The sequence below is a fragment of the Galactobacter sp. genome (genome assembly GCF_022712295.1).
Lineage (GTDB): Bacteria > Actinomycetota > Actinomycetes > Actinomycetales > Micrococcaceae > Galactobacter.
The window spans coordinates 1-23,445 of record NZ_JALAGT010000031.1; the positions used below are offsets into that span (position 1 = coordinate 1).

The 23,445-nt window shown below is 66.1% G+C and carries 22 protein-coding genes, 3 tRNA genes and 1 pseudogene; 9 read left to right on the forward strand and 17 right to left on the reverse strand.

Annotation, left to right across the window (positions count from 1 at the left end; all coding sequences use genetic code 11):
* From Q0A15_RS02370 to dhaK, 3 genes and pseudogenes are all read right to left on the reverse strand, one after another.
* Nucleotides 1-221: pseudogene (locus Q0A15_RS02370) on the reverse strand (hypothetical protein); the annotation flags it as partial.
* Nucleotides 218-844, reverse strand: a complete 627-nt coding sequence (gene dhaL / locus Q0A15_RS02375; RefSeq protein WP_291277940.1) for a dihydroxyacetone kinase subunit DhaL — start codon at nucleotides 842-844, stop codon at nucleotides 218-220. The gene dhaL and the pseudogene Q0A15_RS02370, both read right to left, overlap by 4 nt.
* Nucleotides 844-1,842: a dihydroxyacetone kinase subunit DhaK gene (gene dhaK, locus Q0A15_RS02380; protein ID WP_291277941.1), complete on the reverse strand. Its 999-nt coding sequence runs from the start codon at nucleotides 1,840-1,842 to the stop codon at nucleotides 844-846. Before dhaK ends, dhaL begins: the two co-directional genes overlap by 1 nt.
* Before the next feature lie 232 nt (nucleotides 1,843-2,074).
* On the opposite strand from dhaK, the gene zapE reads away from it, so the two are divergent.
* Complete coding sequence (gene zapE, locus Q0A15_RS02385; RefSeq protein ID WP_291277942.1) at nucleotides 2,075-3,178, forward strand: cell division protein ZapE; 1,104 nt, start codon at nucleotides 2,075-2,077, stop codon at nucleotides 3,176-3,178.
* 111 nt (nucleotides 3,179-3,289) lie between these two features.
* Here zapE and pyrE read toward each other — a convergent pair whose 3' ends face one another.
* Entirely contained in the window at nucleotides 3,290-3,850 is a 561-nt protein-coding gene (gene pyrE / locus Q0A15_RS02390; RefSeq protein WP_291277943.1) for an orotate phosphoribosyltransferase, read from the reverse strand.
* 79 nt (nucleotides 3,851-3,929) lie between these two features.
* Here pyrE and Q0A15_RS02395 point away from each other — a divergent pair, with 79 nt between their 5' ends.
* From Q0A15_RS02395 to Q0A15_RS02420, 6 genes are all read left to right on the forward strand, one after another.
* The gene (locus Q0A15_RS02395) at nucleotides 3,930-5,636 is read left to right on the forward strand and encodes a hypothetical protein (protein WP_291277944.1); all 1,707 of its coding nucleotides are present in this window, start codon (nucleotides 3,930-3,932) and stop codon (nucleotides 5,634-5,636) included.
* Between the two features lie 111 nt (nucleotides 5,637-5,747).
* Nucleotides 5,748-6,572 (forward strand): ammonia-dependent NAD(+) synthetase, encoded by an 825-nt coding sequence (nadE, locus tag Q0A15_RS02400; protein ID WP_291277945.1) that lies wholly within the window; start codon nucleotides 5,748-5,750, stop codon nucleotides 6,570-6,572.
* Entirely contained in the window at nucleotides 6,572-7,348 is a 777-nt protein-coding gene (locus Q0A15_RS02405) for an HAD-IIA family hydrolase (RefSeq protein WP_291277946.1), read from the forward strand. Before nadE ends, Q0A15_RS02405 begins: the two co-directional genes overlap by 1 nt.
* A gap of 381 nt (nucleotides 7,349-7,729) precedes the next feature.
* A complete protein-coding gene (locus Q0A15_RS02410) occupies nucleotides 7,730-9,448 on the forward strand; it encodes an AMP-binding protein (protein WP_291277947.1) in 1,719 nt (572 codons plus the stop codon).
* Nucleotides 9,449-9,542: 94 nt separating this feature from the next.
* Complete coding sequence (locus Q0A15_RS02415) at nucleotides 9,543-10,346, forward strand: exodeoxyribonuclease III (RefSeq protein WP_291277948.1); 804 nt, start codon at nucleotides 9,543-9,545, stop codon at nucleotides 10,344-10,346.
* Between the two features lie 63 nt (nucleotides 10,347-10,409).
* Nucleotides 10,410-11,261 carry a hypothetical protein gene (locus tag Q0A15_RS02420; RefSeq protein WP_291277949.1) on the forward strand — a complete coding sequence of 284 codons (852 nt, stop codon included), beginning with the start codon at nucleotides 10,410-10,412 and terminating at the stop codon, nucleotides 11,259-11,261.
* Nucleotides 11,262-11,375: 114 nt separating this feature from the next.
* On the opposite strand, the gene Q0A15_RS02425 is transcribed toward Q0A15_RS02420, so the two are convergent.
* The 4 genes from Q0A15_RS02425 to Q0A15_RS02440 form a co-directional block, all read right to left on the reverse strand.
* A complete protein-coding gene (locus Q0A15_RS02425) occupies nucleotides 11,376-11,891 on the reverse strand; it encodes a hypothetical protein (protein WP_291277950.1) in 516 nt (171 codons plus the stop codon).
* A gap of 199 nt (nucleotides 11,892-12,090) precedes the next feature.
* Nucleotides 12,091-12,163: transfer RNA gene (locus Q0A15_RS02430), tRNA-Phe, on the reverse strand.
* A 58-nt stretch (nucleotides 12,164-12,221) separates the two neighbouring features.
* Nucleotides 12,222-12,295 (reverse strand) — tRNA-Asp (locus tag Q0A15_RS02435).
* Between the two features lie 84 nt (nucleotides 12,296-12,379).
* Nucleotides 12,380-12,452 (reverse strand) — tRNA-Glu (locus Q0A15_RS02440).
* A 145-nt stretch (nucleotides 12,453-12,597) separates the two neighbouring features.
* On the opposite strand from Q0A15_RS02440, the gene Q0A15_RS02445 reads away from it, so the two are divergent.
* Nucleotides 12,598-12,966, forward strand: coding sequence for a metallopeptidase family protein (locus Q0A15_RS02445; protein ID WP_291277951.1), 369 nt, complete (start codon nucleotides 12,598-12,600; stop codon nucleotides 12,964-12,966).
* 123 nt (nucleotides 12,967-13,089) lie between these two features.
* Here Q0A15_RS02445 and nagB read toward each other — a convergent pair whose 3' ends face one another.
* Nucleotides 13,090-13,869 carry a glucosamine-6-phosphate deaminase gene (gene nagB / locus Q0A15_RS02450; RefSeq protein WP_291277952.1) on the reverse strand — a complete coding sequence of 260 codons (780 nt, stop codon included), beginning with the start codon at nucleotides 13,867-13,869 and terminating at the stop codon, nucleotides 13,090-13,092.
* Between the two features lie 105 nt (nucleotides 13,870-13,974).
* Here nagB and Q0A15_RS02455 point away from each other — a divergent pair, with 105 nt between their 5' ends.
* Nucleotides 13,975-15,117: an amidohydrolase family protein gene (locus tag Q0A15_RS02455; RefSeq protein WP_291277953.1), complete on the forward strand. Its 1,143-nt coding sequence runs from the start codon at nucleotides 13,975-13,977 to the stop codon at nucleotides 15,115-15,117.
* 27 nt (nucleotides 15,118-15,144) lie between these two features.
* Here Q0A15_RS02455 and Q0A15_RS02460 read toward each other — a convergent pair whose 3' ends face one another.
* The 8 genes from Q0A15_RS02460 to Q0A15_RS02495 all read right to left on the reverse strand — a co-directional run bounded on the left by Q0A15_RS02460 (nucleotide 15,145) and on the right by Q0A15_RS02495 (nucleotide 23,288).
* A complete protein-coding gene (locus Q0A15_RS02460; RefSeq protein ID WP_367273350.1) occupies nucleotides 15,145-15,930 on the reverse strand; it encodes a DeoR/GlpR family DNA-binding transcription regulator in 786 nt (261 codons plus the stop codon).
* Nucleotides 15,931-15,976: 46 nt separating this feature from the next.
* Nucleotides 15,977-16,873 carry a carbohydrate ABC transporter permease gene (locus tag Q0A15_RS02465; protein ID WP_291277954.1) on the reverse strand — a complete coding sequence of 299 codons (897 nt, stop codon included), beginning with the start codon at nucleotides 16,871-16,873 and terminating at the stop codon, nucleotides 15,977-15,979.
* A 2-nt stretch (nucleotides 16,874-16,875) separates the two neighbouring features.
* On the reverse strand, nucleotides 16,876-17,871 hold the full coding sequence (locus Q0A15_RS02470) for a carbohydrate ABC transporter permease (protein WP_291277955.1): 996 nt from the start codon (nucleotides 17,869-17,871) through the stop codon (nucleotides 16,876-16,878).
* 187 nt (nucleotides 17,872-18,058) lie between these two features.
* Nucleotides 18,059-19,312, reverse strand: coding sequence for an extracellular solute-binding protein (locus Q0A15_RS02475; RefSeq protein ID WP_291277956.1), 1,254 nt, complete (start codon nucleotides 19,310-19,312; stop codon nucleotides 18,059-18,061).
* A 168-nt stretch (nucleotides 19,313-19,480) separates the two neighbouring features.
* Nucleotides 19,481-20,320: a class II fructose-bisphosphate aldolase gene (locus Q0A15_RS02480; RefSeq protein WP_291277957.1), complete on the reverse strand. Its 840-nt coding sequence runs from the start codon at nucleotides 20,318-20,320 to the stop codon at nucleotides 19,481-19,483.
* Nucleotides 20,321-20,501: 181 nt separating this feature from the next.
* A complete protein-coding gene (locus Q0A15_RS02485) occupies nucleotides 20,502-21,464 on the reverse strand; it encodes a 1-phosphofructokinase family hexose kinase (RefSeq protein ID WP_291277958.1) in 963 nt (320 codons plus the stop codon).
* Nucleotides 21,461-22,372: an ROK family protein gene (locus Q0A15_RS02490; RefSeq protein WP_291277959.1), complete on the reverse strand. Its 912-nt coding sequence runs from the start codon at nucleotides 22,370-22,372 to the stop codon at nucleotides 21,461-21,463. Before Q0A15_RS02490 ends, Q0A15_RS02485 begins: the two co-directional genes overlap by 4 nt.
* Nucleotides 22,365-23,288 (reverse strand): SIS domain-containing protein, encoded by a 924-nt coding sequence (locus tag Q0A15_RS02495; protein WP_291277960.1) that lies wholly within the window; start codon nucleotides 23,286-23,288, stop codon nucleotides 22,365-22,367. The genes Q0A15_RS02490 and Q0A15_RS02495 overlap by 8 nt, the downstream gene beginning before the upstream one ends.
* Nucleotides 23,289-23,445: the final 157 nt, after the last annotated feature.

A 23,445-nucleotide genomic window follows, 5' to 3' on the forward strand; every position in this document is an offset into this window, starting at 1 on the left:
ACCACCACACCGTGGCCCGGGTCGGCCCCGACCTCGCCAAGAACCTCCTCACAGGCCATGGCGACGGCGGCGGCGTCGGTGCCGAACCCGCCGTCGGGCATTCCTGCGGCGACCGCCATGGGCGGCAACTGGCCCGGCGAGGCCTCCGTGGCCAGGCCGCGCGCGGCCTCGGCGAGCGCGCGCGAGTGGGAGACGAGGACGAGACCGACCCGTGCGCTCATGCGGCGAGCACCTGCGCCAGGGTGCGCAGCAGCAGGGCGGTGGAGGCGGCCCCGGGGTCCATGTGGCCGGCGCTGCGGTCCCCCAGATACGAGGCACGACCCTTGCGTGCCACCAGCGGCACCGTGGCGTCGCGACCGACCTCGGCCGCGTCAGCCGCGGCGCTCACCGTGGCGACGAGATCGTCGCCACCGGACTCCAATGCCTCGACGGCGGGGGTGAGGGCATCCACCATGGTCTTGTCCTCCAGTTCCGCCTTCCCGCGGGCCAGGACACCGTCCAGCCCGGCGCGGAAGGCCTTGGCAAGCCCATCGCCGTCCAGCTCTGACACGGCTCCTGCGCCCACGCCGAAACGCAGGAAGAACGTGCCGTAGAGCGGGCCCGAGGCCCCACCCACCGTGGACACCAGCGTCATCCCGACGGCCTTGCCCAGATCCGCAACGGTGGCCGGAGGCGCCTCCGCCAGCTTCTCGGCGGCGGCCTGCGTGCCACGGGCCATGTTGGAGCCGTGGTCGGCGTCCCCGATGGCGCGGTCCAGATCCGTCAGCTCGTCCTTGTGCTCCGCGATCGCGTCGCGGTAGGCGTCGATCCAGGCGGTCAGCGTGGCGATATCGAGCGTGCTCATCAGGCTCCCCACCTCAGGCCGGACGTGTTCACCGGGGCATCGAAGAGGCGCAGATCCTCCTCGTCCGCCCGCATGAGCGTCAGCGAGCAACCGGCCATGTCGAGCGAGGTGATGTAGTCACCCACCAGGCGGCGTTCAACCGTGACCCCGCGCTCGGCCAGCAACGCCGCGACCTCGCCGTAGACCAGGTAGAGCTCAAGCAGCGGGGAGGCGCCCATGCCGTTGAGCATCGCGATCACCGGCGCCCCGGTGAAGTCCAGGTCATCCAGGATGGGGTCAACGAGGTCCTTGGCGATCTCCTTGGCCGACGCCAGCGGAACCCGCTTACGGCCCGGCTCGCCGTGGATGCCGATGCCGAGCTCCATCTCGTCCTCGGGAAGGTCGAAGGTGGGTTCCCCCGCAGCCGGGACCGTACAACTGGTCAGCGCGATGCCGTAGGAGCGGCCGTTGGCCACCACCTTCTTGGCGACGGCCTCGACCGCGTCGAGATCGGCGCCTTCCTCGGCCGCGGCACCGGCGAGCTTCTCCACGAAGACGGTAAGACCCACCCCGCGGCGTCCTGCCGTGTAGAGGGAGTCCTGCACCGCGACGTCGTCGTCCACGATCACCGAGCGCACGTCCACCCCCGTTTCCGCATTGGCGAGCTCGGCCGCCATCTCGAAGTTCATGACGTCGCCGGTGTAGTTCTTCACGATGTGCAGCACGCCCGCTCCGCCGTCCACGCCCTTGGTGGCCTCGGCGATGGGGTCGGGGGTGGGTGAGGTGAAGACCTCACCGGCCACTGCTGCGTCCAGCATGCCGGTACCGACGTAACCGCCGTGCAGCGGCTCGTGCCCTGAGCCGCCGCCGGAGACCAGGCCGACCTTCCCCTGCTTCGGGGCATCCCCTCGGTAGACCACACGCTGTTCCAGGTCCACTCGCAGTTCGGGGTGAGCCGCGGCCACACCCACCAGAGAGTCGTGAACCACGTCGTCCACGTTGTTGATCAGCTTCTTCACCGCTTGACCTCATCCCTTGCTTGTTCGGGTACGCCGCCCGTTCCAGTGCACGGTGATGTGCTCAGCGAGCAGGCGCGACGTCGAGTTCGCAACGCCTGCAGGACGAGCCCGACGACGCACTCCCTCATGTCACGACTCTTGTCGTTGCAAGGGACACGGTCAAGAGCCAGACGCCGTTCCCTCCCGCCCAACCGCAGCACTGCGGACCCGCTTGGCATTACGCTTGATATTTGTGACCGAATTCGATGCAGCTCTGACCAACGAGTCGATTGCGGAACGCGTCCGCCATGCCCTCCGAGACAGCGGAGAGATCAGCCTCGACTCGGCGCAGGAGCACCTGTTGGGCCAGCTCGGCAGCTGGCTGGACCGTGCCCTGGAGGAGGAGCCTCCTGCAGGGATTCCGGTGGGCTGTTTTGTCCACGGCTCCGCAGGCCGTGGGAAGACGTGGCTGCTCGGTCAGGTCTTCGCTGCAGCTCCGGTCCCCGAGGCCAACAAGCGCCGCGTGCACTTCCACCAGTTCTTCCTGGCCCTCCAAGAACGCCTCGGCGCCAAGGTCAGCGCCCACACCGCGATCGAGGCCACAGTCCAGGACCTCCTCTCCGGGACCCGACTGTTCTTCTTCGACGAGTTGCACGTTCAGGACCCCGGCGCGGCCGCACTCCTGAACCGCCTGCTTGCCGAGATCGCCGAGCGCCACATCCCGACACTGATCACGTCCAACTACGCGCCGGAGGGCCTGCTCCCGCACCGCGTCTACCACCACGTGGTCCAGCCCGGGATCGAGACGTTGCGCCGTTGTTTCGAGGTCCGCGAGCTGCTCGGTGCCACGGATTACCGCCGGCTCGGCGGCGGTGCAGGCACCCGCTTCGCGTCCGGCGCATGGGTGGTCTCGCGCGGTTCCATGCCCGACGGCGGCACGTCCATTCCGCCCGCGACCGCGGCCTCCGCCATGGCAGGGATCGCTCCGGTAGCGGCGTCCGAGGCCACCACCGTCCTGAAGGACCACCATGCACTCCCCGCTCTGGCCGTGCGCTCGCGGCAGGTGGTGTTCGACGCTCTCACCTTCCTGGAGTCTCCCGTGACCTCCAAGGACATGCTGGACCTGGCCTCCCTCTTCGATGACTGGGTGCTGCTGGACGTGGAGCCGCTGTCACGGCTGAGTCGTCCCGCGCGCCAACGGCTGGTCACCATGGTGGATGTCCTGGTTGATGCCGATATCAGGCTGACCGTGACCTCGCAGGTGCAGCGCGCAGCGATGTCGGACGTCGCGGACCCGCCCACCGACTGGTTCCGCGCCGCCTCCCGACTGGACATGTTGGGGACGGGCCGGGCCTGAAGCAACGTGGCACGGCCCGCAACAACACTGCTCGTTCGTGACAACACAAGGGCCCCGGGCCACACGTGAGACACGTGCTGCGCCGGGGCCCGAAAGCTGTCTTGGATCCAGTCAGTCCAGGCCGAGCTCGTCCTTGCCGAAGAGAGCAAGGTACGGCACGCCGGCCTCTGCCTCGATGCGTTCCTTGGCGCCCGTGTCACGGTCCACGATGACGGCCACGGCGCGGACGTCTCCACCCGCCTTGCGGACGCCTTCCACGGCGGTCAGTGCGGAACCACCGGTGGTGGAGGTGTCCTCCAACACCACGCAGGCGCGGTTCTCGACGCCGGGCCCTTCGACCTGGCGGCCCATCCCGTAGGACTTCTGGGCCTTGCGGACCACATAGGCGTCCACGGTCCGGCCCGCCTCGCGGGCTGCATGCATCAAGGCGGTTCCCACGGGGTCGGCACCCATGGTCAATCCGCCGGCGGTCTCGAACTCGATGTCTGCCTCGTCCAACAGGGCCAGCAGCGTGCGCCCCACCAAGATGGAGGCCTCGTGGTGCAATGTGATCCGGCGCAGGTCCACGTAGTAGTCGGCTTCCTTACCCGATGACAGGGTCACTCGCCCACGGACCACGGCGAGGTCCTTGATCAATTCCAGCAGTCGTGCGCGGTCTTCAACGAGGCTCATGACCCCGATCATATCCGGGCCGAGCGCCTGGATTGGTAGTCTGTTCGGGATAAGGCCCATCACTTCATCAGGGAGGATCGTGTCCGGCCAGCCGCACGACGACCGTAGGTCCGAGCAGCCCGACTCCGAGCTCGACCCCGACCAAAACGTCGACGAAGCAGACCAGCAGTACCCGGCGTCCCCCGAGAACCAGCCAGAGGCTGGGTCCGGAAGCGAGTTCACCGGGCCCATTTCCGCGCCGTCGGGCTGGGAACTGGACGACGACATCGACGCCACGCGGGATCTCCCTGCCGTACGAATCCCCTCCCAGGACGATGACGCCGAGTCCCACGATTCTTCCGTGCCACAGGACCAGGATCCAGCTGCATCCGCAGCCATGGAAGAGATGTGGGACCAACTGCTCAACGGTCAGGCGACATCCGAACCGGACCACGGGACGGAGGCCGCCGAGGACGACCGGGAGGCTGCCGAGGACAACCCGGAAACGGCTCCCGAGGACGCGGATCCCAATGACGACGTGACCGTCATAGCGGAACCGTATTCCCCGGATCTGCTCGTGGACCCGGCCACTCAGGCCGCCGAGGACCAACCCGACGTGACCGCGACAGCGGTGGCCGCGCCCCAAGGCGCTGTGCCTTCCGGCCCCGTCAATGCCGAGGGGCTCCCCCTGCGCCCCCGCGAACGGGGCCGCAGGTCTGCCAAGCCGGCCAAGAAGAACCGCACGCTGCTCTGGGCCATCCTGACAGGCGTGGTGGTGGTGATCGTCGCGATCGCGCTGATCCTGTTCTTCGCACTACGTGACAACGACGACAAGGACACCCAGGGCTCCACGGTGGACTCCATACCCACCAGCATCCAGAAGGGGTCGCCGGCCGCCGCCGTCCGTGACCTGGGCGGGGCCCTCAAGGACGGCGATGCTCAGGGTGCACTCGACCTGTTGGAGATCTCCTCTCTGCAGGGTGCAACGAACCAGCACCCCCTGCTGAACAACAAGGTCTACTCGAAGGCGAGCAACCGACCCCAAGCCATCACCCCGGCCAAGGAGTCCTACGGCGTGCCCGCTTCCAACGCCCTGACCTCCGGAGTGACCGCCACCCTGAGCCAAGGCGGCAAGGAGCAACAGATCTCCCTACGCCTGACACGCGCCGACGCTGACGCACCGTGGAAGGTTGCCACCGCGTCCCTGCCTGCGCTGGACGTCACGGATGGTGGCGGCGCCAAGGTGAAGGCCAACACCGTGGACGTGACACTGCCCGGTAAGACCGACGATTACTCCACCCACCGGCTCTTCGTGCTCCCCGGCAACTACACGATTCAACGCACCGACACGAAGTTCGTGAACTACCCCAAGGCGAAGTCGTTCCAGGCTTCCGGACTCGCGGTCGCTTCGGACCCTGACCCGAAAGCCACCGACCTCGGCAGCACCTCGCTGGCAGGCACCCTGAACTCTGCGTTCAAGAAGGAAGCGAACAAGTCGGTCGATTCCTGGCTGAATGCGTGCATCGCCTCCACGGAGATCGCCCCGAAGCAGTGCCCGTTCGGCGCTGATGCAGGCGGCAAGACCGTGGAGAACATCAAGTGGACCCTGGACAAGGAACCCACCAAGTCCTATCCCGACCTGAGCGTCAACAACGCCACGGTGGAGGGTAAGGACGGGCAGGCCTCCGTCGAGGCCACCGTGAAGCAGGACGGCGAGGACGCCAAGCTGGAAGCGGACATGAACTTCCAGTTCACGGGAACCCTGACCATCAAGGGCAACAAGGTCACCTTCACCTACACCGGCTGATCCGATCCGTCGATACCGACGTGTTGCAGGGCGGTTCCGGTTGCGTTGCACCGGGCCGCCCGGCAGCGCGTCGCTTCCCGTGGGCCCTCTGGTGTCATTACTGTTGGAGCCATGCGAGAGCTCCAGCAGCAGATCATCACAGAACTTGGCGTACAGCCTGAGATCGACCCGGCTCAGGAGGTGGCTCGGCGGGTGAAGTTCCTGCAGGACTACCTGCACTTCGCCCATGCCAAGGGTTTTGTCCTCGGTATCTCCGGCGGCATCGATTCCTCGTTGGCGGGTCGACTGGCTCAGCTGGCCGTCGAAGGCCTGCGCGAGCAGGGCGAGGACGTCGATTTCGTGGCGGTCCGCCTGCCCTACGGTGTCCAGGCCGACGAGGACGATGCCCAAGCCGCACTGGACTTCATCAAGCCTCGCACCAGCTTGAGCCTCAACGTGAAGCCCGGAGTCGATGGGATCGCCGCTGCGTACCACGGCGCCACCGGTTCCGACCTCTCCGATTTCACTCGCGGCAACACCAAGGCACGCATGCGGATGATTGCCCAGTACGCCATTGCGGGCGACCGCGGGCTGCTGGTGGTCGGCACCGACCACGCCGCGGAATCCGTGGTCGGGTTCTTTACGAAGTTCGGAGACGGCGGAGCCGACATCCTGCCCCTGTTCGGGCTGCACAAGGCCCAGAACTCGGAGCTGCTGCGCTACCTCGGTGCCCCGGAGTCGCTGGCCACCAAGGAGCCCACCGCTGACCTGCTCGACCTGAACCCCGGCCGCACGGACGAGGACGAACTCGGGGTGAGCTACGACGACGTCAACGCCTACCTGGAGGGTCAGGACGTCCCCGAGTCGGTGGCAGATCTGCTGGAGGAGAAGTTCCTCCGCACGCGTCACAAGCGCACCGTGCCCGTGACCATCCTCGATACCTGGTGGAAGAACTGATGAATACCGCGATCGAAGGCATCGAATCCTGGCTCACGGACATGGACGGCGTCCTGGTCCATGAGAACGAGCCGATCCCTGGCGCGGCCGACCTGCTGCAGGGGTGGCGCGATCAGGGACTGAACTACCTGGTCCTCACCAACAACTCCATCTACACGCCGCGAGACCTGGCCGCACGCCTGGCCTCCTCCGGGCTGGAGATCCCGGAGGAGAACATCTGGACGTCCGCACTGGCGACGGCAGCGTTCATCGCCGACCAGCAGAAGACTGCCCGCGTCTACTGCATCGGCGAGGCAGGGCTGACCACCGCGCTGCATGAGGCCGGGGTGATCCTCACCGACACCGACCCCGACTTCGTGGTGCTCGGGGAAACCCGCACGTACTCGTTCGAAGCCATCACCAAGGCCATCCGTCTGATCATGGACGGAGCTCGGTTCATCTCCACCAACCCGGACGCCACCGGGCCGTCGCTGGAGGGTGTCCTTCCCGCCACCGGCGCCATCGCTGCCCTCATCTCCAAGGCCACAGGGCGTGTGCCGTACGTGGTCGGTAAGCCCAACCCGATGATGTTCCGCTCCGCCATGAACCGCATCCAGGCTCACTCGGAGTCCACCGGAATGATCGGCGACCGGATGGACACCGACATCATCGCCGGCATGGAGGCCGGGCTGCGCACCTTCCTGGTGCTCTCGGGGATCACGCATCGCGGCGACATCGCGCGCTTCCCGTTCCGCCCCAACTTCGTCATGGACTCGGTGCAGGATCTGCTGAGCTGAGCCTCGCTTCCTTGCTCCTGAGGCATTCCGTCGCGCCCTCCCACGGTTGAGTGTCCGTCGCCTCCTCCCAGGATTGCGTGTCCGTCACCTCCTCCCACAGTTGGGCGTCCGCTGCGTCCTCCCACAGTTGGGCGTCCGCTGCGTCCTCTCCCCCCCAGGCTTTCCGTCACCGCAGCATGGATAACCCCTGAGGCAATGACGGAAACCCTCGGGAGAAAGCCCGGAAGCCGTCACACTCCTTTCCTCCCCCGGCGCCGATCCCGATCTGAGCCGGTCAGTCCGCTAACGTGAGACTGCAGAACTCGTGGTCCACCCCACACGGTGGGCACGCCAAGAGCTATAAGAACCGGAACCAGATCCGCGGAAGTCAAGGGAGACACCATGTCCGTGACAGACGAGTATCGCGCAGCCCGCGATTTCCTCCTCGAGGTGCGTGAGGACTATGCCCGCGCCCGCGCCGAGTTCGCGTGGCCGCGTTTCACCCACTTCAACTTCGCGCTGGACTGGTTCGACGCCGTCGCCGCCTCGGAACGCGGCGATCAGGAGGCCCTGGTCATCGTCGAGGAGGACGGCACCCGTACCGCCCGCACCTGGAAGAGCCTGAGCGAGGGCTCCAACCGTGTGGCCAACTGGTTCCGTGAGATCGGGATGAAGCGTGGCGAGAAGATCATCGTCATGCTTCCCAACCGGCAGGAGCTGTGGGAGTTCACGCTGGCGGCCTTCAAGTTCGGTGCCGTGGTCATTCCCACCACCACGCAGATGGTCGCCGACGACCTCACGGACCGCGTGCAGCGCGGCGGTGCCACGTGGGCGGTGGCCGGAACCAGCGACCTCAAGAAGTTCGACGACGTTCCCGGCGATTACACGCTGATCGATGTGGACGACGCGGCCCCGAACGCCAAGCACTACGCGGACGCATCCGCAGAGAGTGCCGACTACACGCCGGCACAGGAGACCGCAGCGGAGGAACCGCTGCTGATGTACTTCACGTCCGGCACCACGTCGCAGGCAAAGCTGGTGGAACACACGCATGTGTCCTACCCCGTGGGGCATCTGTCCACCATGTTCTGGATCGGTCTGGAGCCCGGCGACATTCACCTGAACGTGGCCTCCCCCGGCTGGGGCAAGCACGCTTGGTCCAATTTCTTCGGCCCGTGGATCGCCGAGGCCACCGTGTTCGTCTACAACTACTCGCGCTTCAACGCCCGCGCCCTGATGGATCAGATGTCCCAGGAGAACGTGACCAGCTTCTGCGCACCTCCCACGGTGTGGCGCATGCTGATCCAGGCGGATCTGAGCCACCTCAAGACCCCACCGCAGAAGTTGGTGTCCGCGGGTGAACCGCTCAATGCCACAGTGATCGACCGTGTGGCGCAGGCTTGGGGCCCCACGATCCGCGACGGTTTCGGGCAGACCGAGACCACGGTTCAGATCGCCAATCCGCCGGCGGCCCGCGTGAAGATCGGGGCCATGGGGTACCCCATGCCGGGCTTCGACGTGATCCTGGTGGATCCGGCCACGAGCCAGGAAGCCGATGCCGGCGAGATCTGCCTGCGGCTGGATCCGGCTCCGGTCGGCCTGATGAAGGGCTACCTGAACGATCCCGAGAAGACCGCCACTGCGATGCGAGACGGGATCTATCACACCGGTGATATCGCTGAGCGAGACGAGAACGGCATCATCACCTACGTGGGTCGCGCGGACGACGTGTTCAAATCCTCCGACTACAAGTTGAGCCCGTTCGAGCTGGAATCCGTCATCATCACGCACCCTGCGGTGGCGGAGGCCGCCGTGGTCCCGTCACCGGACCCCATCCGTCTCTCCGTCCCCAAGGCCTTCGTCGTCCTCACCGCCGGCTACGAGGAGTCCGCGGAAACCGCAGAGGACATCCTGGGCTTCTGCCGCAAGACGCTGGCCCCGTTCAAGCGCATTCGCCGCCTGCAGTTCGCTGAGCTACCCAAGACCATCTCTGGCAAGATCCGCCGTGTGGAGCTGCGAGAGGCGGAAGAGGCCCGGCATGCGGGTGACGCTCCCGAGGGTATGGCCGCCCACGGCCAGGAATTCAAGGACACGGACTTCCCCAACCTGCGCAAGAAGTAGCATCACTGCCCGACGACGCGGGGCCGGGTAGGTGCCGCGCGGCACCTGCCCGGCCCCGCGTCGTCGGGCATCGGGATCCGGTAGCGTGGAGGCCGTGAAGATCGCTACCTGGAATGTGAACTCCCTCCGTGCCCGTGCCGACCGTGTGGAGGCCTTCCTGGAGCGAAGCGACGTGGACGTCCTCGCCATCCAGGAGACCAAGTGCAAGGACGAGAACTTCCCCTGGGAGCTCTTTGAGCGTCTGGACTACGAGGTGGCGCACTTCGGGTTCAGCCAGTGGAATGGCGTCGCGATCGCCTCGCGGGTGGGCCTGGACGACGTGGAGAGGACCTTCCCCGGCCAGCCCACGTTCGGCAAGGGCGGCAAAGACCCTGTGCAGGAGGCCCGAGCCATCGGCGCCACCTGCGGCGACGTGCGCGTCTGGAGCCTGTACGTCCCCAATGGGCGCGGTCTGCAAGACGAGCACATGGGCTACAAGCTCAACTGGCTGGACATCCTGAAGAACCACACCTCTGAGCAGCTGGCGCAGGATCCGGAACTGCAGTTGGCCCTGGTGGGCGACTGGAACATCGCGCCCCGCGATGAGGACGTGTGGGACATCGATTTCTTCCGGGACAACGGGATGACCCACGTATCGGCTCCGGAGCGGGAGGCCTTCCAGTCCTTCATCGACGCCGGCCTGCAGGACCCGATGCGTGAGCGTCATCCCGGACCCGGCGTGTACACGTACTGGGACTACACGCAGCTGCGCTTCCCCAAGAAGGAGGGGATGCGCATCGATTTCGAGCTGCTCTCCCCCGCCCTCGCCAACCGGGTCACGGACGCCCAGGTGGACCGTGACGAGCGCAAGGGCAAGGGCGCATCCGACCATGCACCGGTCATCGTGACTCTGGACTGACCGCACACGGCGCCGCCACCATTGAACCGCTGAAGTCGCAACCGTAAGACAGGAGCAGGAGGCATGGACACTCGACTTCCCGCCGGCATACTGCTCAATCTGCCACCCACGGCATATCTACGGGTCTTCTCGCCGCTGCGCGCATTCGACGACACCGATCAGCTGCTGATCCGGGAGCAGCCGCCGCGGTCGAGGCAAGCCTTCGAGTCGGAGGCCCGCACCGCGCTGCTCTCTCGTGTGACGCGTGCGGTCACCGATCCTTTCCCGCACGAGACCACGGAGAGTTATCGGGTTCTCCATGCGCGTACCCCCGATGGGACCGCCTCGTTCTGGTGCCCGGATCAGCTGCCGCTCAGGGCCGGGTCGTCCGCCGGGATCCTGGAGGAGAACATTCCGACGGTTCTCACGGAGGCGATCCTGCCGGACGCCGCGGTGGAGGCGCACGCGGAGCGTCTCCAGGAGCAGGGCATGTGGTTGGATGACGAACTCGTCTTCACGCAGGAGGCCGTCTGGGGCATCCCGTTGGCCTGGTTCTCCCTGTTCGATGAAGACGAACCCGTGGAGATCGACGATGTGGACGAGCTCCTCACCTCGGCACGCATCCACACGACGTTGACGCTCGCGCTGGAACGCGCCCACCGGACCGCCACGCTCCTGGCCCAAGCCGCTGACGAGCTTCCCCTTGTGGATGAGCTGGTCAATCTCATGGATTGGTTGGAGGATTTCCACCCGGATTCCATGGTTGAACTGGACTACGGGCTGCTGGCCAGGCTGGTGTGGCCCGACGAGTCGGTCGGCGATCTGCACGCCGGCGTGGAGGCATTGGCCGAAGGCGATGTGACCACTGCTGCCGCCGCCCACCACAGGTTGGTGCGCCGCTGGGCCTCGATCCGGATGTTGGGCCGCGCCGGCTGAGTCGACCCGGACAGACCGGGTGCAGGCCCGACGACGCGTGCCCGACGACGCGTGCCCCGGTCCGCGCCAGGTGGCGCCGCCCGGGGCACGTAGGTCGGATGAGACGCGGTGTCGTCAGCCTCGCAGCGAAAGCAGGTACGGCAAGACAGTTGAGTACTCTGCGTCCCACGAGTCCCAGATCTCCGGATCCAGTGGCAGCGCCGCCACAGCGATCATGAAGACGGTGTAGGAGATGATGGGGGCGGCGCCTGCCACGACGATGCCGGCGATCCCCGGCGCCCTACCCTTGTTCGTTGCGGTGGCGATGATGGAGACGACCAACGCGGCGGTTCCCAGGAGCGAGAGCCCCATCTGGATCAGGACGGCAACCCCGAAGATCGAGATCATGCGGTCCTCGTTGTAGTCGTAGGAGTTGCCCACCTCGATCAAGGCCGACCGGAACTGTGACACGCAGACAAAGTCCCAGATCACGGAGGCCACGAGCGCGACGCCTGCCATGACCAGGCCCGCGATACCGAGCCCCGGCGGGCCCGGGGGTCTGCGCACCGGACGCGGAGGACCGTATTGGTACGGCTGCTGATACGGCGGCGGGTAGCCATAGTTCGGCTGCTGGGGATACTGCGAGGTCATATTGGTCTCCAGTGCGGCGCGGACGGTTCGAACCCACCGTCACTGTAACCGAGTTCGCGGCTCGCCGACGCTGATGAACCGGGCCGTCCGGTTGGCCTGCTCGCGAAGGGTGGGTCGTGGGACGGTGGCGTCCTCACCGCGACCGGGTGCAAGGCCCGGGCAAAACGAAACCCCCGGGATCGCCGGGGGTATTCGAAAGTGGCTCCGACCGGCGTCGATCCGGTGACCTTACGATTTTCAGTCGTACGCTCTACCAACTGAGCTACAGAGCCGAACGGCCATCTTTCGATGGCCGTTTTTGAGTTTCCCATCGAAACAGGAGACTCGCTGCGACCCTGACGAGACTTGAACTCGCGACCTCCGCCGTGACAGGGCGGCGCGCTAACCAACTGCGCTACAGGGCCTAGTGATCAACGCGTTTCCGCGTTCCTCACAAGTTGAAAGCTTATCAGACTTTCTGGCGGACTTCCAAATCGGTAGTCCGTCCGTACCCCCAACGGGATTTGAACCCGTGTCGCCGCCGTGAAAGGGCGGTGTCCTAGGCCGCTAGACGATAGGGGCGCATCCACCGGAACTACCCGGAGGTTGCCTGACAAGCTTAGACGACTTATCGCCCTGGCGCTAACCGCAGTTTCCTCGGCGTCCTCATCAAGGAACTTCGCCCGCGCCCATGACCCGGGCCAGGTACCCCTCGTAGGCTGGCCCCATGCCCTTCCAGATGAGTACGGATCTCTTCGAGTACGCGGCCTCCGAAGCCTTCCGCCTCCTGCCGGCTGAGCTCACGGACCCCTTGGACAACGTCCAGGTTTTCGTCGAAGATCGCTATGATCCCGCGCCTTGGGAGCATCCGGACACACAGCTCTTCGGCTATTACGACGGGATTGCCCTGACGGAGCGCGGACGGGACGAGGTGGGGCAACTCCCGGATCGGATCGTGCTGTTCAAGGAGACCTTCGAACACGAATGCACGGGCTGGCCGGACGTGGTGAAAGAGTTGAGGATCACACTCGTCCACGAGATCGGACATCACCTCGGCATCAATGAGGAACGCCTCCATGAACTCGGCTGGGGCTAGAAATCCTCCAGCAGGAGACCTGCCTCACAAATTGCCTTCCCCTTGAGGAAAATGGATTCTAATAGTGATCCTTGTCACTTTAATGTCAAGGTCGCGCCGAATTCTTTGAATCGCGCCGGGGAATCAGAGATCCAGATCACTCGCGTGAGTCACGGCATGGTCGTAGTACTCACGATGTTTCAGTCCGGAGGCAGCACCTTCGTCCAGGAAAACCTGCACATGCGGGTGCAACTGCAACGCTGACGCCGGGCAGGATGCCGACACCGGCCCCTCTGCCATGCCGGCCACCGCCTCCGCCTTGGTGTGACCCTCTGCGATCAGCAGCACCCGCCCCGCATCCAGGATGGTCCCGATCCCCTGAGTGATGCAGTGCAGCGGGACGGCGCTCTGGTCCTCGTCGAAAAAGCGTGCATTGTCCGCCCGTGTCCGCGGATGCAGGGTCTTGATGCGGGTGCGCGATGCCAGCGAGGAGCCAGGCTCATTGAAGCCGATGTGTCCGTTGGAACCGATGCCCAGGATCTGCAGTCCCACGCCGCCCGCTGCGGCGATGGCGGCATCGTAGGCGGCCGCGGCAGCTCTGGGGTCCGCCGCGTTCCCGTCCGGAACATGGAGCTGCGCCGGCTTCAGCCCCCAGGGCTCCGCGATGGTCTGTTGCACCACGTGGTGATAGCTCTGTGGGTGATCGACCGAGAGACCCACATACTCGTCCAGCGCGAAACAGGTGATCCCTGAGACGTCCAGCCCCTGTCCGATGGCCCGAGACACCTCTTGATAGATCCCCAGCGGCGACGACCCAGTGGCGACCCCCAACACCAAATGCGGGTCGTTCTCGATGGCCCTGATGACCTGGCCACCGGCACGTCGAGCCGACTCCTGCACGGTAGCTGAGATCACAACGTCCATACCCGGAAGTTTATGCTGGATACCTAGGCAGAACACCCCTGGAGCCAGGCGGTCCGCGACGTCTTCCGCGGACGCTTCCCAATGGAACAACAGAGGACCCGCACAGTGCGCATCATCCATTCCGCCACCCGGACGGATCACCTCACCGGGGTCACCTCCCCGCAGCCCCCTGGCCGGGATTGGATCGCCGTGGACCAAGGACGACTCGTCGCAGAAGGATCCGGTGACAGCTGGCTGTCACTTCTGCCCCACGGCGTATCCGATATCGCGGTCATCCACGCCGAGTCCGCGCTGCTCACCAGTGGTTGGGTGGACGGCCACTGCCACGGAGGACGCGGGGTGGCCTTCGACGAGGACACCGACTTCACCCCGGCCATCGCCGCCCACACGGATCACGGCACCCGTACGCTCGTGGCCTCGCTGGTCACCAACCCGATGGACACCGAGGCGACGGCCGCCGCCAGGCTGGCCGCCGCCGTCGGGCATCACGAGGCCCTGGCAGGCATCCACTTGGAGGGACCTTTCCTGGACCACGGGCACCGCGGCGCCCACGCTCCCGAGCACCTTCTCCCCGCCTCCCTGGCGGACGTGCAGCGCCTCTACGACGCCTGTGCAGGGCACCTCACCCAGATCACCATCGCTCCGGAACACGACCCGGGACTCGTCGCGACGAACTGGCTCGTGGAACAGGGCGTCATGGTCGCCGTGGGGCACACCAGTTGCGACTACGCCACCGCGCTGGCCGCCTTCGACGCGGGTGCCTCGATCCTCACGCACACGTTCAACGGCATGCCGGGACTTCATCATCGCGAACCCGGCCCCATCGGCGCGGCGTTGGACTCTCCTCATGTCACCCTGGAGCTCATCGCCGACCTGGTCCACGTGACGCCCACCCTGATCCGCACCCTCTTCGCCGCGGCGCCCGGGCGCGTCGGGCTGATCACCGACGCCATGTCCGCCACCGGCAGCGCCGACGGGCAGTACATGCTCGGTTCCCTGCCCGTGGTGGTGGCGGACGGCGTGGCCCGCATCGTTGGTCCCGACGGGCCGGGGTCCATCGCCGGGTCCACGCTCACCATGGACGTCGCCGTCCGCAACGTCGTTGCCGCCGGAGTGGCGCTGCCCCACGCCGTCGCGGCCGCAACGACCACGCCCGCCCGCGCACTCGGTCTGCCCTTGTTCCCGGGCCTCGGCGAGCGCGTTGATCCGTTCCTCATCCTGCCCGACGGCGGTGCCCGCCGGGTCTGACCCGCTGGGTTCGGGCGAGGGTCCCGCTCAGGCCAGCATGACCTCCACACCCTTGGCGGCCCATGCCTTGCGGTCCTGCGCAGACAGACCGGTATCGGTGATCAGGCCGATGCCCTTCACCTCCGGCAACGCGGCGAAGGCGGTGTGGCCGGCCTTGCTGGAGTCCGTGACCACCCACGCCTCGCGGGCCCGCCTGGCCATCAGCGCGTTCAGCTCGGCCTCGTCTTCCTCGTGGACCGTGAATCCGCCCTGCGGCGTCATACCGTCCACGCCGATGAACGCCAGGTCGCAGGAGAGCCCACCCAGCGTCTGGACCGCCCAAGGCCCCACCAATTCATAGGACGCCGGGTGCATCACGCCCCCGGAGACCACCACCTTGATGTGCGGGCGCACCGCCAGGGTGGACGCGATGTTCACCGAGTTCGTCACCACCGTCAGCGAGGGCCGGCCGTTCTCACTGCGCAGATCCGGACGCATCCCCAGTAGCTGGGCGATGATCCCCGTGGTGGTCCCACCCGTCATCCCCACGGTCATCCCTCGAGAGACTTTGGCTGCTGCCCTGGCCGCGACGGAACGCTTGGCGTCGTCGTCCCCCAAACGGTAGCGCTGCGGAAGGTCATAGGCCACGCCGCCCCTCGTGGCACCACCATGGGTGCGGACCAGCAGTTCCTTCTCAGCGAGCGCGTCAAGGTCGCGGCGCACCGTGGCCGGGGAGACGCCCAGACCGGACACCAGCTGCTCCACGTCCACGCTGCCGTTGTCTGCAAGGATCTCCAGGATCCGGTTCCCACGCTCCGTCCGATTCATACCCATATTCTCCAACCCCTCAACGGTTTCTCCGCCCCCGAGTGCTGCCGAATCACTTCACCGCGCCGGCCGCCAGGCCACCGATCAACCGTTTCTCGATGAAGAAGAACAGGATCACCACGGGAACGATGGACAGGATCGAGACCGAGAAGACGAACTGCCAACTCGTGGCGTACTGGCCAACGAATTTCGTCAGAGCCACGGACAGCGGCTGGTTCTCTGCGGTCGTCAGGATCACCAGGGAGGCGGCGAACTCGTTCCAGGCAGACACGAAGGTGAAGATCACGGCGGTCACGATGCCGGGCCACACCAAGGGCAGGTTCACCTTGAACAGCGTCCGCAGCTTGCCCGCTCCATCCAGTTGAGCGGCCTCGTCCACTTCCTTGGGAACGGCGGCGAAGAAGGAGTGCATCATCCAGGTCGCGAACGCCAGGTTGAAGGCAGCGTTGACCAGGATCATCGCCAGCCAGGTGTCGTCGATCCCGAAGAGCTGCATCTCTCGGAACAGGCCGGTGGTGAGGATGGCAGGCTGCAGCATCTGGGTCAGGATGACCAGGCCCATGAACGCCATGCGGCCCGGGAAGCGGAAACGCGCCGTGTAGTAGGCCGCCGGGACGGCCACCAGCAACACAACCAGTGTTGCCGCGACCGCGATGATGATCGTGGAGATCAGGTTCTGCGGCAGTGGGGTCTCCGGCGTTGACCACATGTTCGCGTAGTTGTCCCAGTGCCACCCGTCCTTGGGCAGGTAGGTGGGGTCGTAGGAGAGGATCTCCTCTTTGGTCTTCAGCGACCCTGCGAACATCACCAGGTACGGGATCAGGAAGATCAGGGCGATCACGAGGCCGATGATCATGCGGCGCACCACGACCTTGCGCGGGGCCCTGTCCGTGACCGTCAGGAACGGTTTCTTCAGGCTGGGCGTCTTGTGAGGAGCTTGCGCGACCATGCTCAGACCTCCTTCAGCGGCTTGACGGTCTTGACGTAGATCGCCACGATCACGGCAACCACGGCGAAGTTGACCACTGAGAGGGCTGAGGCGATGTCGATGCGCTGGTCCAATTGCATGGTCTTGAAGATGTAGGTCATCAGGGTGTCCGACTCATACCCTGGTAGGTCACCCGTCATCACCTGCAGGATCGGCAGGTTGTTGAACACGTTGATGATGTTGATCAACACCGCCACGGCCAGGGAGTTGCGCAGCTGCGGCAGGACGACGGAGAAGTAGGTGCGCCAACGTCCGGCGCCGTCCACGGTCGCGGCCTCAAGGGTCTCCCCGGGCACCGACTGCACGCCGGCCAGTAGCGTGTAGACCGTGAAGGGCAGGGACACGAAGATGGCCACGACCATCGCGGAAATCAGTGCCGACACAGGGTTCTTGGTGAACCCGAACCCGTCGCCATCCACCAGGTGAAGCTGCTGAAGGAACTTGTTCAGCACCCCGTAGTTGGGGTCCATCGAGTAGTAGAAGACTGTGGTCGTCATGACCACGGACGCCGCCCACGGCACCACCACGGCCATGCGCACCAGGCGTCGGCCGGGGAACGGCTTGGAGAGGAACTGCGCCAGAGCCAGGGAGATGATCACGGTGAAGAGGACCACCACCACGACCCACACCACGGAGTTGAGCAGGATGCGGGGCAGGTTCGGGTCGGTGAACACGCGGGCGAAGTTGGAGAAGATCCCCCAGTCCGGTGTGTTCCCGCCGGGCTCCGCCCATCCCTGGTTCAGCCCGGACATGCCGATCTTCCGCAGCGAACTGTAGATCATGTAGACGGCCGGGAAGACCACCACCACGAAGATCAGGATGATGGCCGGCGTCAGCCAGGGCAGTGCGGCCCAGAAGCCGCCGCCGGTGCGGCGCGCCGTGCGGCGCTTTGGTGCCCGACGGTCTGTGTCCGGTTCAGGTGGTGTGTTCCGCTCAGGGGCGGTGGCCTGCGTACTCATGCCTCACGCTTCCGTGGCTGGTGTCGTCAGGGGGTTCTGGTGCCGTGCCCACAGGTAGGGCAAAAGAGCCAGAAAAGGGGCCTTCCGTCCCGCGCGGGTTGGCCCCAGGCGCGGAACGGAGGCAGTTGGTAGTGCCCGCGACGGGCCCCTCGACGTCGAGACGAGGGGACCCGTCACGGGTCAAAGATCAGGACGCGGCGTCTGCCTTGGCCTGGATCTGCTTGGCGACATCGGCGCCGGAGCTGGACTGCAGTTTGCCCATCAGCGACTTGAACGCACCGTCGGTGGCGCTCCAGGCCGGGTTGGTGGTGGGGTAGAACTGGGCGTCAGGCAGCAGGTCCAGGAAGGGCTTCAGGTCCTCGTCGGAGGCCATCTTCTCGGAAGCCGACTTGGTGGTGGGCAGGAAGCCCTCCTTCTCCACGAAGTTCTGGTACTGCTCGTCGGAGAAGAAGAAGTCCATGAACTCGGTGACCGCCTTCTGCTTGGCCTCGGACTGGGAGAACGAGGCCAGGCGGTCGCCCACGCCGAGCGTCACGGCGGAGCCGTCCTTGGTGGCCGGCTGTGCGATGCCGTAGTTGAGGTCAGGGTTGGTCTTCTCGATCTCCTGCATGGTCTGCGGCAGTGCGTAGACGAAGCCCATCTTGCCCTGAACGAATCCGGACATCATCGGAGTGCGCTGCGTGGAGCCGGGGTTGGCTTGAGTGGCGCCGGAATCGATCATCTTCTTCATCTGATCGAAGGCCTCCACGTTCTTGGGGTCGTCAACCGTGATGTTCTCTTCATCGCCGAAGGAACCGCCGTTGCCCACGACCCAGAGCATGGCCTCGGCCTGCGCCTCTTCCGAGCCCAGCGGCATGCCGTAGCCCGGGTTGCCGGTCTTGTCCTTGATCGCCTTGGATGCGCTCAGCAGCTCGTCCCAGGTCTTGGGGACGTCCTTGACTCCGGCTTCCTTCATCAGGTCCTTGTTGTAGAACAGCGCACGGTCGGAGGCGATGAACGGCAGGCCGTACTGAGTGCCGCCCACCTTCTCGGCGTCGGCGAAGGAATCCTGGAAGTTCTCCAGAGTGTCCTTGGAGGCAATGTCTTCCGCCTTGGCCAGGATGCCGTCACCCACGTAGCCGGAGATGGCGCCACCGTTATAGATGTCCGGGGCCTTCTTGGACTGGATCTTGGTCTTGAGCACCGTCTCGAGGTTGTCCCAGGACTGCGTCTCGAGATTGATCTTGATGTCGTCGTGTTCGGCCTCGAAGTCCTTGATGATGTCTTCCCAGAGACCCTTGGTCTGGTCGGAATACGTGGGGACGAGCATCTGCAGGGTGGTGGTGCCACCCTTCGCATCGTCATCGCCACTGTCGTCGCCGCCGAAGCCGCAGGAGGTCAGGGTGAGGGCGCCGACCGCGGCGACCGCTGCGAATCCTGTACGCCAGCTGAACTTGCTCATGATGTCGCCTTCTCCCCCCTGGCGTGGCGGGCCATACGAGCCGGTCAACCAAGGGGATTGCGTGTGAGTGATGTTTTGATCGATGACTCGATCAAGATCTTTCAGGTGCAACCATCTTGAATGGTGATCTACCCCACGTCAAGGGGTGACTCACGCAACCAAGTGACGTCAGCGGTTGACGTTGGTGATCAACGTTGCAAGCCTGGCGATCTCCACGCGCATGGCCTCACGTCCAGGACCGAGGTACTTGCGTGGGTCCACCAGTTTCGGGTCGTTCAGTGCTTCACGCACGGGGGCCGTGAACGCCTTGTTCAGGTGCGTGGAGACGTTGATCTTCACCATGCCGGCCGCGATGGCCTCACGCAGGTGATCGTCACCCACCCCGGAGGATCCATGCAGCACCAGGGGTACCCGGACCGCGCCACGCAGCCGAGCGATCAGGTCCAGGTCCAGCTTGGCGGTACGCGACGTCATCGCATGCGACGATCCCACCGCTACGGCGAGCGCATCCACGCCCGTGTCCGCCACGAAGCGTGCCGCCTCCCCCGGGTCGGTCCGCACACCGGGTGCATGGGCCCCGTCCTTGCCACCCACCTCGCCCAATTCGGCCTCGACGTACACGCCGTGTGCGTGGGCCTCGGAGGCGAGTTGCGCCGTCAAGGCGCGGTTCTCGTCGTCGGGCAATCGGGAGGCATCCACCATGACGGAGCCGAAGCCCAGGCCCAATGCCTCACGCACCAGCGCGGGGTTCTCGGCGTGGTCGAGGTGCAACGCGATGCTCGCCTCGGAGCTCTCCGCCAGCACCCGGACGGCGGCGGCCAGCGGGGCAAGAGAGCCGTGGTACTTGGCGCAGTTCTCGGAAATCTGGGCGACGATGGGCAGGCCTGCATCCTCCGCACCGGCCACGATGGCTTCGGCGGATTCCAGCTGGACCACGTTGAACGCGGGGACACCGTGGCCGGCAGCCACCGCCCGTTCCACGATGTCGCGGGTGGGGACGAGGGGCATCAGGGCTTCCTTCTCTCTTCACTTCAGGTTGTCGGTTGTCACCGCTGGAGGCGCGACGTTCGGGGAGTCGGCTCTGTCCAGTCACGTTTCAGGAGTCAGTTCTGCAGCACAGAGCCGGGTTTCACTCAACACAACTGACTCCCCAACCGGCACGAACGGCACCACTGACTCCCGACAACGATCATGAGCCGTCGAAGCCCGGGGAGAAGACCACATCGGCCTCCAGGGACTGTGGGTCCACGCCGAGCTCGCCGGCCACGGGTGACAGAACGGCGGAGGCCGACCAGGTCACGGCGGCCGCCAACGCCCGCCGTCGTTCAGCGGTCGAGGCGGGCGCGTGGCCCAGCTCGTGGGCAACGGCCAGCCATCCGGCCACCGCCGCGTCCCCCGCCCCGGTCGGATTGCCGGTCAGCACACGATACAGGCGGGCCCCGATCCCGGCGCGGTCGTGGACCGTGTGGTGACTCATCCCGTCCTCACCCTTGGAGAGCAAGACCTCACGGGCACCGAGATCGAACAGTGTCTGCAAGCTTGCTTCGATCCCGTCCCCGCCTGTGGCCTCAGCGAGCTCGTGGATATTGGGCTTGAGCAGGTCCGTTCCGGCCGCCGCCGCCTCGAGGAGGAGCTCCCCCGACGTATCGGCGCAGACGAAGGCGCCCACCTCGTGCAACTGCCTCACCATGCTCCGCAATGCGGTAGCCGGAGTGTCTGCCGGCCAGGATCCACAGATCGCCACGATTGCTCCGGGCCCCTCTGCCTCCGCTTGCTCCACCACGGCATGCCGCAGCGCGTCGTGTTCGTCGAGCGACAACGGGGCGGCGACCTCGTTGAGCATGGTCACCCGCCCACCGTCCTCCACCAGCGCGGTGGACGTGCGCGTCAGCGCACCGACCCGGACCCAGCGCGTGGCAACCTGCGGCGCCAGGCGGGACAGCGCGTCGGACACGTGTTTGCCCCGCTCCCCACCCAACGGACCCACTGCCGCGACCGGCACCCCGCGGGCGGCCAGGACGCGAGCGACGTTGAGTCCCTTGCCTCCCGGGCGTGCCGCCGGAGGCGCCACCCGCAGGCTCTCACCCAGGCGCATCTGCCCGACGTGCTGGGTCAGGTCCAGCGCGGGCGCCGGCGTCACGGCGACGATCATTTCTGCGCCTCCAGCTCCTGCAGCGCGACGATCCGGGCCCCCCGCAGTCCGGCGTCGCCACCGAGGCGGGCCAGAACGAGTTCCGGCACGGGCATGAAACTGAGTCGCCGTTCCAAGGCCGCACGCAGGGGGTTGAGTAGATCATCTCCGGCACCGGAGAGTCCACCCCCGACGATCACGCGGCTCACGCCGAGCAGTCCCACGCTCCAGTGCAGGGCGAAGGCCAGGGCGTCCACCGCAGCTTGCCAGGCCGCTCGCGCATCCGGGTCCCCTCGGCGTAGCGCTTCAAGCACCCCGGCGGCGCCGTTCACCCGCCGACCCGTTGCCTCTTCATAGGCGCGCGCGATCGCCGCCGCAGACGCGACGGTCTCGAGGCAGCCCGTGGCGCCGCAAGCGCAGGTGCCCCCGCCCGGGACCGGGACGTGCCCCAGTTCGCCAGCGCCAGGGACCTCCAGCCGCGTACCGTTCACGAACGACGTGGCGGCGATGCCGGTACCGATCACCACGGCCAGCACGCTGTCCGCCCCACCCGCGCCCACGCCTTCGCTGTACTCGGCCTGGGCGGCGAGCGCCACGTCGTGACCGAATCCCACGGGCGCACCAAGCCGTTCCTGGAGCAGATCCGGCAGTGCCGCGTTGCGCAAACCCAGATTGGCCGCGAAGACGGTCCGACGAGACGAAACATCCACGACGCCTGGGCTGAGGAGCCCCACTGCTGCGGGGGTCTCGGACGGCAGCAGGTCGGCGGCCAGATCCGAGAGTTGGTCCACGAGGGCTCGGCCCGCTTGGTCTCCGGTGACCGCACGCACCGGCCGGCGGGTGATCCGGGTCAGTTCACCGTTGATGGACACCGCAGCCTTGACGTCGGTCCCACCGACGTCGAAGAGCAGCAGCGTCTGATCAGGCATCCTCGCCGTCCAGGATGATGGAACGCGTCAGGTGTCGAGGTTCATCCGGATTGAGGCCGCGAGCCAGGGCGCGATCCAGGGTCACCTTGTGCACACGCGCCAGTTCAGCCAGCGGGTGAACATCGTTGTCCAGGTAGGTGGCCCCGGTGGCCTCGACCTCGCCTCGAAGCGCCTCCGGACCGTCGCCGATCATCCACGTGACGCGGTTGGGGCCTGCGATGGAGATGGGGCCGTGCCGGTACTCCTTGGCGGGGTAGGACTCGGTCCAGCCCTGCACGGCCTCCCGCATCTTCAACGCCGCCTCGTTGGCCAGGCCGTAGGTCCAACCGCGACCGAGGAAGGTGAACTGCTCGGCATCGACGATGGCCTTCGGGGTCGCCGCGTCCACGGCGGCCTCGGCGTCCTCGACAGCTGAACCGAGATCGATTCCGGAGTCCGTGAGCAATGTGGCCAGCGCCGTGGTGGCGAAGCGGGTCTGCACCACGGACTTCTCATCCGCGTACGGCAGCCCGATGATGCGATCCGCGACGTTGACGATGGGGGTGTCCAGATCACCGACGATGGCCACGGTGGGAACCAGGCCCTTCAGGTTGCCCAGCACCTCCAGGACCTCGGTGGTGGTGCCGGAGCGGCAGATTGCGACCACGCGGTCGTACTGGTCTGCGCGGGCCACGAGGTCCGACTCGGACGCAGCGAAGGCGTCCGTGAGACCTTGGCCGGCCTGCTCACGAGCCGCGGCCCATGACTGAGCCATGAACCACGAGGTGCCGCAGCCGAACACGGCCACGCGTTCGCCCTTGGCCGCAATGGGTTCCTCGGCCCTGCGAGCCGTGGCCTCAGTGATGGCACGAGTCCAGACCTTGGGCTGGGAACGCAGTTCCAGCTCCATGTAGGTGGGGGCGTCTTGAGTGGTCATGCTGAGCCTTCCATTCATGTCATTGCGTCACAGTCTCACTCGACCTTGGTCGCAACCCGGTCACAGCGAGGACGTATACGGCCGGATCATCGTCTCGAGACCGTTCCCTGTACAACGATCTCCACGGTCCGAAGACGAGACAGGTGATTGTCCATGA